A 13,208-nucleotide genomic window follows, 5' to 3' on the forward strand; every position below is an offset into this window, starting at 1 on the left:
GCTCACTCCGTCCCATCTGCGGCGCGACCGGCGGCAATGCGCCCGGCCCGCACGATATTCTGGTAGGCCCCGCAGCGGCACAAATTGCCACTCACTGCCCGCATGATCTCGTCGTCGCTTGGGTGCGGCGTGGCGTCGAGCAGGGCGCGCAGACTCATGATCTGGCCGGGCGTGCAGAACCCGCACTGGAATGCGTCGGCCTCGATAAATGCGCGCTGGATGGGGTCGAGCTCGCCGGCCTCGGCCAATCCCTCGACGGTGGTGATCTCCGCGCCCACGCAATCGACTGCCAGACGCAGGCAGGCATACTGCGCGCGCCCGTCGAGCAGCACAGTGCAGGCGCCGCAATCGCCCATATCGCAGACTTTTTTCGCGCCAGTGAGCCCAAGGTTGTGGCGCAGCGCGTCGAGCAGCGTGCGGCGTGGCTCGAGCGCAAGCTGATGCGGCGTGTGGTTGACGTTCAAGGTAACGTCGGCATGGTTGCCTGGCATGGTCTCCCCTTCTCTCCTTCAATGCGAGCTGGGTGCCCAAAAGGACGATTTCGCATCGGCAAGGGCCGTGCCACCGGCGGTATAATGGGCGCACAGCAGAAGGAGGACACTGTGGAGTATGTGACACTGGGGCGCACCGGGCTGCGCGCAAGCGTGCTGGGGCTGGGCGGCGGCGGGCACAGCCGGCTGGGGCAGAATACCGGCGCGAGCAGCGATACGTCGAGCGCGATTGTGCGGCGGGCGCTGGAGCTGGGGGTGAACTTCATCGACACGGCTGAGGCCTATGGCACCGAGGCGCTGATCGGCGCGGCGCTGCGGGGCGTGGCGCGGCAGGACGTGATTCTTTCCACCAAGAAGTCGCCGGTGGCCAATGGCCAGCCGATCAGTGCAGACGCATTAGTGGCGGCGCTCGACGCAAGCCTGGCGCGGCTGGGCACCGACTATGTGGATATCTACCACCTGCACGGTGTGTGGCCCGAGCACTACGCGCGCGCCGCCGAGGAGCTGGTGCCGGTGATGAAGCGGCTGCGCGACGCAGGCAAGATTCGCTTTCTGGGCATCACCGAAGTGTTCGGCAGCGACACCGGGCATGCCATGCTTGCGCGCGCCCTGCACGATCCGTGCTGGGATGTGATGATGGTGGGCTTCAATATGCTCAACCAGTCGGCGCGCGAGCGCGTGCTGGCCGAAACGCAGCGGCGCGGCATTGGCACGCTGTGCATGTTTGCCGTGCGCGACGCGCTCAGCCGGCCGGTCAAGCTGCGCGAAGTAGTGGCGGGCCTCGTGGCGCAGGGCGCGCTCGACCCGGCCAAAATCGACCCAGACGACGCGTTCGGGTTCTTGCTGGAAGCGGCTGAGAGCCTGCCCGAGGCGGCATATCGTTTCTGCCGCGCCGAGCCGGGGCTGGATGTGATTCTGAGCGGAACCGGCAACCCGCAGCATCTTGAAGAGAATGTCGCGGCGATTTTGCGCCCGCCGCTGCCCGAGCCGCTGCGCCAGCGCGTGATCGATCTGTTTGGCGCGGTCGATAGCGTGTCGGGGCAGTAGGTTCTGAGGCACCAAACCACGAAGCGAAAGAATCATCCGCAGATTACGCAGATGGCGCAGATTGCGTTTCGCTTTATCACTTTTAAGTGTCATGCTGAGCGTAGCGAAGCATCTCTGGCTGTTGTGAATAGAAGATTCTTCACTTCGCTAACGCTTCGTTCAGAATGACAAAGGAAAAGTTTTCGCCCGAAATTAGTGTAATCTGCGTAATCTGCGTAATCTGTGGATTGTATTTCATGCTCAGGCTGGTTTACACCCGCTCCAGCGCTTCGTGCGGAAGTGGCGGCAGCTCGGCGCGGATCACGTCGCCGGGGTGAATTGTGCCGCCCGCCAGCACCACGCCCATGATGCCCGCTTTGCGAACGAGCTTGCCCTGCGTGTCGCGGTCGAGCACGGCGCTGAGCAAGCCATCCTGAAACTGGTCGAGCTGTCCGCACGGGTTGCGCAGCCCGGTCACTTCGACCACGGCCTGCGCGCCGATATAGAGGCGCGTGCCGCGCGGCAGCCCCAGCAGGTCGATGCCGCGAGTCGTAATATTCTCGCCCATGTCGCCGGCTGCCACGCGAAACCCGGCCGCGCGCAGCTCGTCGTGCAGCTCGCCGTGGATGAGATGCACCTGCCGCAGGTTGGGCTGCGTGGGGTCGGCGGCGACGCGCGAGCGGTGCTGCACCGTGACACCCGAATGTGTGTCGCCCGCCACGCCCAGCCCGGCCAGCAATTCGATGCTCGGCTCGCTGGGCTTGCTGAACGAGTGTGTGGCGCTGCGGCTGACGGCTTCGACGGTGGCGCTCATACCTGCTTCCTTCCGTTTCTTTCAGGACGAGCGCATTATAGCAGCCTTCTTGCGTTCTGACCTGATTATTGAATTAACCCATTCTGATGCCAAAAATGCACAGGGCGGCAATTCCCGAAGATCTGCGCGGCAAGGTGCACTACGACGGCCAGATCTGGTCGCGCGCGCTGTGGGATATTCGCAACAAGCTCGGCCATGTCCAGGCCGATACGATCATTCTGGAAGGCCAGTTCGACTTCCCCGGCACCAGCATGCCCGACCTGGCGCGCTCGGCGGTAGCGGCGGCGCAGCGCCTGTATGGCAAGAACGCGGCGAAGGCAGTGCAGTCGGCCTTCGAGGATTGCGGCATTCTCTAGCGCCATGCTCTTCAACTAGGCCATCTGGAACGTTTACCACGAAGGCACGAAGGGCTTTCGGAAGAACGCTATAAGCTCGAGTCTTTGCGCCTTGCTCGTTTCGCACACAACTGCCGCCCCAGCAAGCCCGGGGCGGCAGTTGTATGTTTGAAAAGGAACCATATGCGCCTGTTGCTGATCCGCCACGCCGACTCGATTCATTCACGTGAAGGGCGTATTGCCGATGTGGGCGGCTGTCGTGGCCTGACGGAAACCGGCGTCGCGCAGTCACAGGCACTACAGCAGCGCTTCGCCGCCAGCGGTGAATTGAGCGACTGTCGTGTGCTGCTGTCCAGCCCGGTGCGGCGGGCGCGTTTCGAACCGCGCCACACGGCCCTGACCGTTTGGGAGCACGATGGCGCGGGCTGGCGGCTGGAGCGCTACAACGACGCCTGGCATCTTGATGCTGCGGCGGGCCAGCCAGGGGAACGGTAGAGCTTCCCCGTTTCCCTCGCTATGCCACCGGAAAGAACTCGTCGATGGCGCGCGCAACTTCGCCGGCGCGTGTCATGGTGGGCACGTGGCCCGTGCCTTCCAGACGCACAAAGCGGTTGTGTGGAATTTGCGTGGCCAGCCACTCCGCGCCTGCGAATGGCACAATGGCGTCCTCAGTGCCGTGGATGATCAGCGTGGGCTGGCTGATCTGCCCAACCTGCGCGCGCAGATCGATGCCCTCCACGCATTCATACAGGCGAATTGCCGCTTCCTGCTCGGCGCGATACACGATCTGGCGGCCCCAGTGCCGAATCGCGTCGCTGTCGGGCTCGGGCACGCAGGCGTTGACGAAACCGGCCAGCGTGGCGCGGTAGTTGGCGCGCAGGCTGGCGACAAAGGGGTCGGGGCCAGCCGATGCAGGGCGGTGGTACACGCCCGACACGCAGACCAGGCCGGTGAAGCGCTCGGGATGCGCCAGCGCCGCCTGCAATGCCACCGCCACGCCCGATGACTCAGCCGCCAGCACACACTGTCCAATACCCATTGCATCGGCCACTGCCAGCACATCCGCCACCATATTGGGCATTGTGATCGTATCAACTGGCGCAATGGCCGCCCCGCAGCCGCGATGGTCGAAGCCCACGGTGCGCCACGATTGGCTCAGAGCCGCGAACGGCGGCGCCCACAGCTCCCAGCTGCCAACCCAGCCGCCCAGCGCCAGCAGCGTGCGCGCCCCGCCGCCAAACGACACCGTGAAAATCTGCGCGCCGTTATGTGTGATAAACATACCGCTTCCCCTCCACACGCGCGATCATCAGCATGCCAGAAAGTGTAGCCGGCCACAGAGAACAGAGAGAGCACTGAGCTGCTTAACGTATAAGCAAATCTGCCAGAACTGAGAACCGAGAACCAAGAACCTGTTAGCGTAACAGCGTCTTCTCAGTTTACAAGGCAGTTGGGATTGCTACATTTTATGGCATATCGTGACGCTTTTTACATAACGTCAATCACCAGGCGCGAAGCATTCTCCATTGTCAGGATGCGGGTGATGGCGCGCCGCCGCAGCCCGATGCCGTAGGTCACCACTGCTTCGAAATCACCGGCCTGCGCGATTTCGCGTACCAGCGGCAAGCGTGGCGCAAGGCGGCTGGGCGCGGTTGCCCCGGCGTCATTGTGGGCCAGCGCGGGCGAGAACTGCACCAGCAGAATTGCGCGCCCCGCCAGCGCAACGGGCAGGCCCGAGCCGTCGCTGATTAGCTGCGGCACATACTCGATGCGCATGGGCGGCAGCGCGCCGCGAAACTCAAATACCACCCGGTCGTAAAATGGCGTGGCCTCGGCGTGGTGGGCGGCGCGAATCGCAACCAGCACAGGCGTCTCATTCGGCATTGCAAACCTCTCCTTCTCCACAGCAGCTCGCTACACCACCCGGTTGCGCAGCTCGAGCACAAGTGCAGTAATTGTCAGCACGGCAGCGATGATCGGCAAAATCATGGTGTGGGCCGTAATCGGCTGAATCAGCATGGTTGCGCCAAATAATATTTCGGAAACAGGCATCAGCACCCGCCCGATCAGAATGCGCGGCGGCTGGCCGACTGGCGGGCGGCGGATGAGCCAGAACAGCCAGAATGCCCCTAATCCAAGCACGATCCAGGCAGAAATTGTTTGTACCAGCGGCGACATTGCGGGCTCCTGCAAGCGTTTTCCTGTATAAACGCTTTGCCCGGAGTCTTTTCGCAATCGCGTTATTGCTCAATTGGCGCGAATGCGGCGGGAGCAGCCGCGAGGCGCATGATTTCTACGCGCTGTCGCTGGTCTTCCGAAGCCTGCACCAGGCGCTCGTAATCGGGGCCACGCAGCGCGGCGTCGTTTTCCGCCAGCTCGCCCAGCACAATCCATAATGCGCGCTTGCCGTGAATGCCGAGGGTCAGGGCTTCCAGCCCTTCAAACAGGCGCAGCGCGCCAGTGGCCTTGTCGTCGATCTGCAATTTGAGCTGGGCAACCTTGCCACCCAGCCAGGTGCCAAGCTGGCGCGGCAGGCTTTCCCCAAGCTCCAGCCGATCGATCAGCTGCTCAAGCTCGGCCCGCTCGGCACTGATCTCCGCATGAATCTGCAAAAGGCTGGCGCTTTCTGGCGTGCCCGCGTGTGCTTCGGCAAGCTGCTTCATTAAATCCAGCGCCCCGGTCGACGCGGCCAGGTGGTCGTTCAGGTAAATGCCGAGGTGTGTGTTCGCCACGGGGTTTCTCCTTTCTGGTAAAGCTCGGTTGAAATTCATTGCTCGTTGCTGAGACGAAGGACGAAGCCACCGTGGTCATTCGTCTTTCGTCAGAAGCAGGAAGGATTTGTGAAAGCTGTACTTGTAGCTGCCAGCAATATGCTTAGTATTCTGGAGGAAAGTTTTTTGTACAGCGGGCAAGCTTCCAGGAAGCTCATCTGGCTACCATGTTGAAGCAAGACTGGCCTCAGCTTCCTGGAAGCTGAGTGTAAGGGAATTTATTTCCCAGGGTACTTCGGTTTGGGCTTGCTATCGCTGGCATTTCAGCAATTTTCACACCAGCGGGTGTGACGGATATTTCTGCAGGGCGGGCTGAAGCCACTGGAAACAAGCCGCCACGCTCCATTCACCAGCTCACCCGACCGTTCACGGTCGGGCTGAAGCGACCAAGCCCTTGCAGGGCTGCTGCTCGCCAGCCTCGCAGAGGCTTTGTACGATCAGACCGGTCGTTTACGGCCGGGCAGTGCGTCAAACAAGCTGTGTGCAGAACTTTCCGTCACACCCCACACCAGCGACGGCGTTTAACTGCCACGCTGGATGCGGTATACTGTGCGCCGACCGTGCCTCGTCGCATCGTGGATTGCAGTGTGCGCCTGGCGAAAAGCAAACTGCGATCTGGAACGTGCGCGATGCATCTCGAACTCTGGCAGTGGGCGCTGGGTGCGCTCGGTGCCTTCCTCGTCGGCCTCTCGAAAACTGGCATTCCTGGCCTGGGCATCCTGAATGTGGCGATTTTCGCGCTGGTCTTTCCGGCACGCGAGTCGGTTGGGCTGGTATTGGTGATTTTGATCTTTGGCGATCTGGTAGCGGTGTCGTCGTACCGGCGCGACGCAAGCTGGCCGCACCTGCTGAAATTATTTCCGTGGGCGGCGGCGGGCGTGGTGTTAGGGTTCTTCGCGCTTGGCCGCATCGACGACGTGCAGATGCGCCATATCATCGGCATTATTCTGCTGGCGCTGGTGGTGTTTCAATACATCCGCTCGCGCCGCCCGGCAGGCACCGAGGAAGATGCGCTCCTGTCGCGGCCGTGGGTTGCGCCGCTCACCGGCATTACCGCCGGCTTCACGACCATGGTGGCGAACGCGGCCGGCCCGGTGATGGTGATCTATCTGCTAGCCACGCGCCTGCCGAAGATTCTGTTTGTTGGCACGGCGGCCTGGTACTTCCTGATCATCAATCTGTTCAAGGTGCCGTTTAGCGCGTCGCTCGGGCTGATCAACCCCAGCTCGTTGGGCGTCTCGCTGTGGCTTGCGCCCTTTGCCGTGGTCGGCGCGCTGATCGGGCGGCCAATTGTCGAGCGGCTGAACCAGCGCGTGTTCGAGCTGATCGCGCTGGCGCTGACCTTTGTGGCGGCACTGGGGATGCTGCGTTAGGCAGCGCGATTACTTCCCAATCCACAGATTACGCAGATTACGCAGAATGAATTCCCCAAAAGGTAGTTCATCTGTGGCATCTGTGTAATCTGTGAATGATTTCGTATTATGCGGTTTGGGCTGCGCCAGTGGCTTCTTCCAGCGCTGCCAGCACCTGATCGACCACTGCCTCGGGGTCGTGCGCCCACTCGGCCGACCATGCACGGTGAATGCGCCAGCCAAGCGTGCCAAGCACCTGCTCGCGCAGGCGCTCGCGGTCGCGGGCGGTTGGCGCGGTGCGGAAATCTTCGCCGTCGCACTCAATGCCCAGGCGAAATTGCTGCGGGCTGTGCGGGTCGCGCACGGCAATGTCGATGCGGAAGTCGGAATGGCCGATCTGGCGGGCCAGCTGCAGGCCGCGTTTCGCCAGCGCCACGGCCAGCCGATCCTCAAAGCGCGGGTCGAGCGATTGCGACAGCGGGCGCGGCGGTGCGGCCGGGCGTGCTGCGCCATTGCTGTTTTCGAGCGGGTTGGCCGGGCCGCCGTGGCGCGCATACTCCAGGTACTCGCGCAGCAGGCGCGGGCCGGGGTTCTGCACACGCTTCAGGTCGATATCCTCGGGCACGAGCGAGCTCACCAGCGTTACGCGGTCGCGCGCGCGCGTGATCGCCACGTTCAGGCGGCGCTCGCCGCCGGCCTGGTTGAGCGGGCCGAAGTTCATCAGCAGGCGGCCAGCCGAGTCGCGGCCATAGCCCACGCTGATGATCATGGCATCGCGCTCGTCGCCCTGCACGTTTTCCAGGTTTTTCACAAAAAACGCCTCGGGCCGGTTTTCGTCGAACAATGGCGCAAGCGACTCATCCTCGGCGCGGCGGCGCTCCAGCGCATGCAGCACGGCCAGCTGCTGCGGCTGGCTGAAGGTCACCACGCCCAGCGATTGCTCGGGATTTGCGCGCCAGTGCGCGATCACCAGCTCGGCCACGCGCTGCGCCTCGACCGCGTTGGTGCGGCTGCCCTGCCGGTCGTACACGCCGTCGGGCACGTGCTCAAGGCGCACACCGCGATTGGGCGCGGCAAGGGCATTTGGGAAGGTTGCCAGCCGCGCATTATAGAACTGCTGGTTCGAAAAGGTGATTAGCGTTTCGTCGCGGCTGCGGTAGTGCCAGCGCAGGAGGCGCGTGGGCAGGCCGGCCGCGCCGGCTGCGTCGAGAATGCTCTCGTAGATCTCGCCCGCCGCGTCGTCGTCCTCGTCGGGCTCGTCGTCGGTGGCGAAAAAGCTGGTTGGCGGCAGCTGGCGGTTGTCGCCCACCACAATCAGCGATTGCCCGCGCATAATCGCGCCAATTGCGTCCTCAGTGCGAATCTGCGAGGCTTCGTCAAAAATCACCAGATCGAACGGCGGCAGCGCTGGGTCGAGAAACTGGCTGATCGACAGCGGGCTCATCAGCATGCAGGGCTTGAGCTGGCCGAGCAGCTGCGGCATTTCGCGAAACAGCTGGCGGATGGGCTTGTGGCGGCGCTGTTTCTGAAGTTCGCGGCGCAGGGTCGCCAGTTCGCTGCCGGGCGCGGCCACGCTGCTCAGGTCGGGGCGGCGGCCAGCCAGCAGGCGGCGCAGGCGCGCCTGGGTCGCGGGCATCTGCTCGCGGTCGAGCCGGCGGAAGCGTTCGATCAGCGCCTCGTGGCCGCTGCGCGTAAAGCGCCGCAGCACCGGCATCTGCTCGTAGGCGCGGTCGAGCCAGCGCTGGCACAGGCGTTTGTAGAAGGCGCGGCGCGGCTGTGCGGCGGCCTGCGCGTCGCGGCTGATCGCGTCGACAAATGCGCCCATGCCAATCGGCTCGGCGGCGGCGCGCAGCTCGCAGTATTCCCACCACTGGTCGAGCTCGCCCATGCGCTCAAGCAGTTGGGTCAGCTGGGTGTGCAGCAGCGGGGAGGAAGCGCGCTCCAGGGCGTCGGGCTGCAATTCGGCGCGCTCCAGTTGCAGTTCGCGCACAAATTGCAGCTCGGCGTCAACCGGGGCGAGTGCGCGGGCCAGGCGCTCGGCGGCGGCCAGCAGGGCGGCACGGGCGGCTGGTGCCTGAGTGGCGGCCTGAATGATTGGCGCGGGCAGCGGCTGCGGCAGGTCGAGCGCCAGCAGCCGCGCGGCCCAGCCGGCGCTGGCCGCGAGCTGCGCCCAGCTGGTGCTGGTGCCGGCAAACAGTGGCGCAAGCTGCGCACGTAAGTCTGCTTCGTTCGCGCCCGCCCACTGGCGCGCATCGCGCACAGCAATTGCAAGCTGCAAGTCGGCGGCGGCGCTGTCGGGCGAAACCTCTGCGCCGGGGCGGGCCTGAGCGCGCAGCGCGCCAATGTCGCGGTGAAACTGCGGGCGCAGTGCGCGCGACCAGTCGGTGTACTGCGTGGCAAAACGATCGCGCAGCCCGTCCAGCTCCAGGTCGAGCACGCCTTCGGTGTAGCGCTGGAACAAGCGCGCCTCGGCGTCGGCCTGGGCAGCGTAGCGCGGCGCGGCCTCGGCAATCAGCGCCTGGCGGTGGGCGGCATTGGCGTCGTCGAGCCACTCGGTTGGCGCAGATTGCGACTCGCGCAGGAGCGTTGCCACACCCAGCAGGGCGCGTGTGTTCGCCAGCGACTGGGGTGGAGGCGCGCCAAGCAGCGCGGCGAATGCGCCGGCCTCGCGCTCAAGCTCGCCCAGCGCGGCCAGCAAGGCGCGCAGCCGCGCCCGCACGCGCCCGCGCTGCTCGAACGAGCTATTCGTAATTGCACAGCCACGCCAGATATTGTCGGGCATGGCTTGCAGCAAAGTGGCGTGCGCGTCGAGACGCGTCAGCAGGGCGTCGGCCGCGCCCAGCCGCTCGGCGGTGTAGCTTTCTAATTCGCCAAGGGGCGCGCTGGTGTCGGGCGCGTCGGCAAGCACTGCCAGCCGGCCATGCACGCTGAAGGGCGTCCAGCCCAGCGCCGGGTCGGGCGTATGGAGCGCCTGCGCGTACATGTTCAATTGATCGCGCGCCTGGCTGAGTTCGGCGTAGGGAAAGGCCGGGTCGGCTGGCGGCGGTGCGGCGGACAATGCCGCGTCGAGGGTTTGCAGCACGGCGCGCTTGCTGGCCTTGTGGCTGTGCAGCTCCAGGCAGAAATCGCCCAGGCCGGATTGTTCCAGCCGCTCGTACACCACCTGCAAGGCGGCCATTTTCTCGCTGACAAACAGCACGCGCTTGCCATCGGCCAGCAGCTCGGCAATGATGTTCGTGATCGTCTGGCTTTTGCCAGTGCCGGGCGGCCCTTGCAGCACGAAACTCGCGCCCGTGCGCGCCGCCGCCACCGCCGATGCCTGGCTGGAATCGGCGTCGAGCACCTGGTAGCAATACTCGGGCGGGCGCGCGTCAAGCGCATACTGCGCGTCGGGCGGGGCAATCTGCGCTTCCAGCGGGTCGCTTGGCGTGGCCAGCCCGGCCGCGCTCGATGTGCCGGCCAGCAACCCGACCAGCGGGTGCTGCTCGGCTGTGGCGGCGGCGTGGTCGAGGTCGTTGTACATCAGCAGCTTGAGGAAGGAGAACAGCCCCAGCGCGCACTCACGCGTCACCTGCCAGCCATCGTGCCCAGCCACCAGCGCCTCGATCTGCGCAAGAAACGGCTCCAGCGCGAAATCGTCGTCGTCGGGCAGATCGGGCAGTGTTAGGCCGAACTCCTTGCGCAGTTTGTACACCAGCGTCGGGTTGAGCGTGACCTCGTCGTCGGTCATACGCAGGCTGTAGCGCCCGCCGGGCACGCTGCGCGTCAGCTCCACCGGCACCAGCAGCAAGGGCGAACGCCAGAAGGTTTCGCCCGCGCCGGGCGTGAGCCATTCCAGAAAACCCACCGCCACATACAGCACGTTGATGCCCTGCTCGCCCAGGACGGTGCGGGCGCGCAGCCGCAGCGTGTACAGCGCGCGCTCCTGATCGGCTGGCGCGCGGTCGGTGGCGAGCTGGTCGGCTTTGGGCCGGGGCGGGGTGATGCGGTCGAGGCGCGTGGTTGTGCCGGTGGCGGGCGCGTCCCAGCCGAGCGCGTCGAGGCGCTGATCGGGCGTGAGCGCGTCGGCGAACTCCAGCTTGCGATTGCGCGTCAGCAGGCCAAACAGCTCGGCGGCGGGCGGGTTCGTCAGCGCGATCACACCGCTTGCGCCAGCGCGCAGATGCAACAGGCGGTTGCGCCGGCTTAGATCCAGCAGGCGATTTTTCCAGATGTCAATTGATGTTGTGGGCATGGCGCGATTGTAGCGCGCCCGGGGCCGGATCGTCAAATTGGGCAGGTGCAGAAAATGGGACGCTGATGGACGCGGATGGACGCAGACAAGCAGTTCAGACTGTTCTGCGTGCGTCTGTGTCCAATACACTCACAATCAAGCCCAAAAAAGCGCCGGGCCGCGCAGTGTTCGTGCGCGGCCCGGTGGGAGGAAGGATGCGGAGCGAGCTACTTGGGGTTTTTGGAATTGCGGCGCTTCCAGCTGTACCAGAATGCGGTGCAACCAACCGCCGCCCCTGCCAGCAAAAGCCATGTCGTCATGTGAACGTTCCTCCTTGGTAGTAGGGCGACCTGCCAAAGCACAGCCGAGCAGAGAGGCAATACGTGTGGCGGCTGTGCGCAGGAGTGTAGCAGCTTTCGGGCAGGAAAATATAAGCGGTTCGGGCGCAGTTTGGTGGCGGGCGCGCAAAGGGCGGCCGTGCTGGCCGCCCCGCAAGAAGTGTGTCGATCTGCGCCCCACGCCCGGGTTGCGCACGGCCTGGCTTTTACAAATCCAGCCGCACTTTTGCGCCGAAGTTCTTTTTCTCCTTGCTGGTGAAGTACGTGGCACATGCAGCGTCGAGCAGGTCGGCATTGAGCGTGACGGTTTCCATGTTGTATTTTGCAATCGCCATGGCCTGCAAGAGAATGTCGCGCGGCTGGCACATGCGCAGCGGGCGCTCGTCGGGCTTGTACCACTTCTCAAGCAGGTAATCGAGGCCGCGGTCGTCGTAGGGCACCTTATACATGCGGCACATAATCCGCCAGATCTCGCGCCACTGCTCCTCGGTCGGGTCGATAATTTCGAACTTGAACTTGATGCGCCGCAGCAGCGCATCGTCGCCGAGGTCGTTCGGGTCGAGGTTGGTCGAGAACATGATCAGCTGGTCGAAGGGGATTTGCAGCTTTTTGCCGGTGACGGTGGTGAGGAAGTCGTAGCGCTTTTCCAGCGGCACGATCCAGCGGTTCAGCAGGTCGAACACGCGCACCTGCTGGCGGCCAAAGTCGTCGATCAGGAAGATGCCGCAGTTGGCCTTCATCTGGAAGGGCGCTTCGTACATGCGCGATTCTTTGTTGTAGATCAGCCCGAGCCCTTCCAGCGTCAGCTCGCCGCCGACGATCACGACCGGGCGGCTGACGCGCACCCAGCGCTGGTCGTACTCCAGCGTGTCGGGCAGTGCGCGCTTGGGCGCTTCGTGCACGATGGCGTCGTACATTTTGATTACCGCGCCGTCGGCGTAGATCGTGTAGGGGATGAAGATGTCGTCGCCCATGAGGTGCGTGATGCGCTCGGCGATGGTGGTTTTGCCGTTGCCGGGGAAGCCAAACAGCATCACCGACGAGGCCGAGTTCACGGCCGGGCCAACCTGGTTGAGAATTGATTCGTCGATCACCAGGCCCTGGAATGCCTCGCGAATGTTTTTGCGCGTCACAACAACGTTCTTCACCGTCTGCGCCTTGACCGAGTCGATCCATGTGTCGAGTGGAACCGGGCAGGGGCCGGAGTACATGGTTTTGAGCAGCGCGTCGGCGGCGGCCTGATTGCCTCTCGGGGTAAGGACGTACTCATAATTCACATCGCCATACCCGCGCTGCCCGGCAATATCAACCAGCTCCTGGCCGCGCAGCTCCTTCAGGATCACATCAATGATGCCATACGGCAGCTTCATGTCATCCACCAGCTCCAGCCCCGTCACGCGCCCCTTGTTATAAATAATCCGGGTCATGTGCTCATACAGGAAGGTGCGGTTCAAGCCGGTTTCCTCGACGGTCTGCGGCTCGGGCGGGTTGAACGAGTTCGACAGCTTGGGCATGGATATGTCGTCGGTGGGCGGCGGGTCGCCAATTGCGCGCGTGCTTGCGAGGTTGACGCCCTTGGCGCGCGCCTCGGCCACCACTTTTTCCAGCTCTTCTTTGTGGAACAGCAGGTGCAGCAGGGCTTCCTGGTCGTCGGCTTCCTGTGCGCGCTTGATGCCATCGTACACGGCGCGCGCCACCAGGTATTTCACGCCGTCGACATACAGGTGGTGCAGGTATTCGGTGTTGCGCACGTAGCAGTCGCGCGAGTGCGACGGCTTGCTTTGCATTTCTTCAAACGAGCGCTGGTCGATCAGAATGCGCATACTGGCTAACCCCTCTGGTACAACGGTGGTTCAACGTCGCCCTAG

13 protein-coding genes are annotated in these 13,208 nt (G+C 64.0%); 4 read left to right on the plus strand and 9 right to left on the minus strand.

The features are described 5' to 3' along the window. Positions 1 to 2: 2 nt before the first annotated feature. On the minus strand, positions 3 to 491 hold the full coding sequence (locus M1P90_RS04045; protein WP_483701370.1) for a (2Fe-2S)-binding protein: 489 nt from the start codon (positions 489 to 491) through the stop codon (positions 3 to 5). Between the two features lie 111 nt (positions 492 to 602). On the opposite strand from M1P90_RS04045, the gene M1P90_RS04050 reads away from it, so the two are divergent. Further along, entirely contained in the window at positions 603 to 1,538 is a 936-nt protein-coding gene (locus M1P90_RS04050; RefSeq protein ID WP_483701371.1) for an aldo/keto reductase, read from the plus strand. A 250-nt stretch (positions 1,539 to 1,788) separates the two neighbouring features. On the opposite strand, the gene M1P90_RS04055 is transcribed toward M1P90_RS04050, so the two are convergent. Further along, complete coding sequence (locus M1P90_RS04055; RefSeq protein ID WP_483701372.1) at positions 1,789 to 2,331, minus strand: MOSC domain-containing protein; 543 nt, start codon at positions 2,329 to 2,331, stop codon at positions 1,789 to 1,791. A gap of 86 nt (positions 2,332 to 2,417) precedes the next feature. On the opposite strand from M1P90_RS04055, the gene M1P90_RS04060 reads away from it, so the two are divergent. Together M1P90_RS04060 and M1P90_RS04065 are read left to right on the plus strand one after the other, a co-directional pair. Then, the gene (locus M1P90_RS04060) at positions 2,418 to 2,687 is read left to right on the plus strand and encodes a hypothetical protein (protein WP_483701373.1); all 270 of its coding nucleotides are present in this window, start codon (positions 2,418 to 2,420) and stop codon (positions 2,685 to 2,687) included. A gap of 162 nt (positions 2,688 to 2,849) precedes the next feature. After that, positions 2,850 to 3,161: a phosphoglycerate mutase family protein gene (locus M1P90_RS04065; RefSeq protein WP_483701374.1), complete on the plus strand. Its 312-nt coding sequence runs from the start codon at positions 2,850 to 2,852 to the stop codon at positions 3,159 to 3,161. A 19-nt stretch (positions 3,162 to 3,180) separates the two neighbouring features. Here M1P90_RS04065 and M1P90_RS04070 read toward each other — a convergent pair whose 3' ends face one another. The 4 genes from M1P90_RS04070 to M1P90_RS04085 form a co-directional block, all read right to left on the minus strand. Then, positions 3,181 to 3,948, minus strand: a complete 768-nt coding sequence (locus tag M1P90_RS04070) for an alpha/beta fold hydrolase (RefSeq protein ID WP_483701375.1) — start codon at positions 3,946 to 3,948, stop codon at positions 3,181 to 3,183. A gap of 206 nt (positions 3,949 to 4,154) precedes the next feature. Continuing rightward, the gene (locus tag M1P90_RS04075; protein ID WP_483701376.1) at positions 4,155 to 4,550 is read right to left on the minus strand and encodes an AMIN-like domain-containing (lipo)protein; all 396 of its coding nucleotides are present in this window, start codon (positions 4,548 to 4,550) and stop codon (positions 4,155 to 4,157) included. Positions 4,551 to 4,580: 30 nt separating this feature from the next. Further along, the gene (locus tag M1P90_RS04080) at positions 4,581 to 4,844 is read right to left on the minus strand and encodes a hypothetical protein (RefSeq protein ID WP_483701377.1); all 264 of its coding nucleotides are present in this window, start codon (positions 4,842 to 4,844) and stop codon (positions 4,581 to 4,583) included. A gap of 62 nt (positions 4,845 to 4,906) precedes the next feature. Continuing rightward, entirely contained in the window at positions 4,907 to 5,398 is a 492-nt protein-coding gene (locus tag M1P90_RS04085; RefSeq protein WP_483701378.1) for a hypothetical protein, read from the minus strand. Positions 5,399 to 6,066: 668 nt separating this feature from the next. On the opposite strand from M1P90_RS04085, the gene M1P90_RS04090 reads away from it, so the two are divergent. After that, the gene (locus tag M1P90_RS04090; protein ID WP_483701379.1) at positions 6,067 to 6,810 is read left to right on the plus strand and encodes a sulfite exporter TauE/SafE family protein; all 744 of its coding nucleotides are present in this window, start codon (positions 6,067 to 6,069) and stop codon (positions 6,808 to 6,810) included. Between the two features lie 106 nt (positions 6,811 to 6,916). On the opposite strand, the gene M1P90_RS04095 is transcribed toward M1P90_RS04090, so the two are convergent. The 3 genes from M1P90_RS04095 to M1P90_RS04105 all read right to left on the minus strand — a co-directional run bounded on the left by M1P90_RS04095 (position 6,917) and on the right by M1P90_RS04105 (position 13,163). After that, entirely contained in the window at positions 6,917 to 11,023 is a 4,107-nt protein-coding gene (locus tag M1P90_RS04095) for a DUF4011 domain-containing protein (protein ID WP_483701380.1), read from the minus strand. 206 nt (positions 11,024 to 11,229) lie between these two features. Next, positions 11,230 to 11,322 carry an LPXTG cell wall anchor domain-containing protein gene (locus M1P90_RS04100; protein ID WP_483701381.1) on the minus strand — a complete coding sequence of 31 codons (93 nt, stop codon included), beginning with the start codon at positions 11,320 to 11,322 and terminating at the stop codon, positions 11,230 to 11,232. Between the two features lie 224 nt (positions 11,323 to 11,546). Beyond that, complete coding sequence (locus M1P90_RS04105; RefSeq protein ID WP_483701382.1) at positions 11,547 to 13,163, minus strand: ATP-binding protein; 1,617 nt, start codon at positions 13,161 to 13,163, stop codon at positions 11,547 to 11,549. Positions 13,164 to 13,208 lie beyond the last annotated feature (45 nt).

It is taken from the genome of Kouleothrix sp. 19917 (assembly GCF_057073505.1).

What these genes read in the sequence shown, in the direction of transcription:
- M1P90_RS04100 (WP_483701381.1), bottom strand. Translation starts at nt 11,322, where the DNA reads ATGACGACATGGCTTTTGCTGGCAGGGGCGGCGGTTGGTTGCACCGCA.
- M1P90_RS04070 (WP_483701375.1), bottom strand. Translation starts at nt 3,948, where the DNA reads ATGTTTATCACACATAACGGCGCGCAGATTTTCACGGTGTCGTTTGGC.
- M1P90_RS04045 (WP_483701370.1), bottom strand. Translation starts at nt 491, where the DNA reads ATGCCAGGCAACCATGCCGACGTTACCTTGAACGTCAACCACACGCCG.
- M1P90_RS04065 (WP_483701374.1), top strand. Translation starts at nt 2,850, where the DNA reads ATGCGCCTGTTGCTGATCCGCCACGCCGACTCGATTCATTCACGTGAA.
- M1P90_RS04075 (WP_483701376.1), bottom strand. Translation starts at nt 4,550, where the DNA reads ATGCCGAATGAGACGCCTGTGCTGGTTGCGATTCGCGCCGCCCACCAC.
- M1P90_RS04080 (WP_483701377.1), bottom strand. Translation starts at nt 4,844, where the DNA reads ATGTCGCCGCTGGTACAAACAATTTCTGCCTGGATCGTGCTTGGATTA.
- M1P90_RS04060 (WP_483701373.1), top strand. Translation starts at nt 2,418, where the DNA reads ATGCCAAAAATGCACAGGGCGGCAATTCCCGAAGATCTGCGCGGCAAG.
- M1P90_RS04095 (WP_483701380.1), bottom strand. Translation starts at nt 11,023, where the DNA reads ATGCCCACAACATCAATTGACATCTGGAAAAATCGCCTGCTGGATCTA.
- M1P90_RS04055 (WP_483701372.1), bottom strand. Translation starts at nt 2,331, where the DNA reads ATGAGCGCCACCGTCGAAGCCGTCAGCCGCAGCGCCACACACTCGTTC.
- M1P90_RS04105 (WP_483701382.1), bottom strand. Translation starts at nt 13,163, where the DNA reads ATGCGCATTCTGATCGACCAGCGCTCGTTTGAAGAAATGCAAAGCAAG.
- M1P90_RS04090 (WP_483701379.1), top strand. Translation starts at nt 6,067, where the DNA reads ATGCATCTCGAACTCTGGCAGTGGGCGCTGGGTGCGCTCGGTGCCTTC.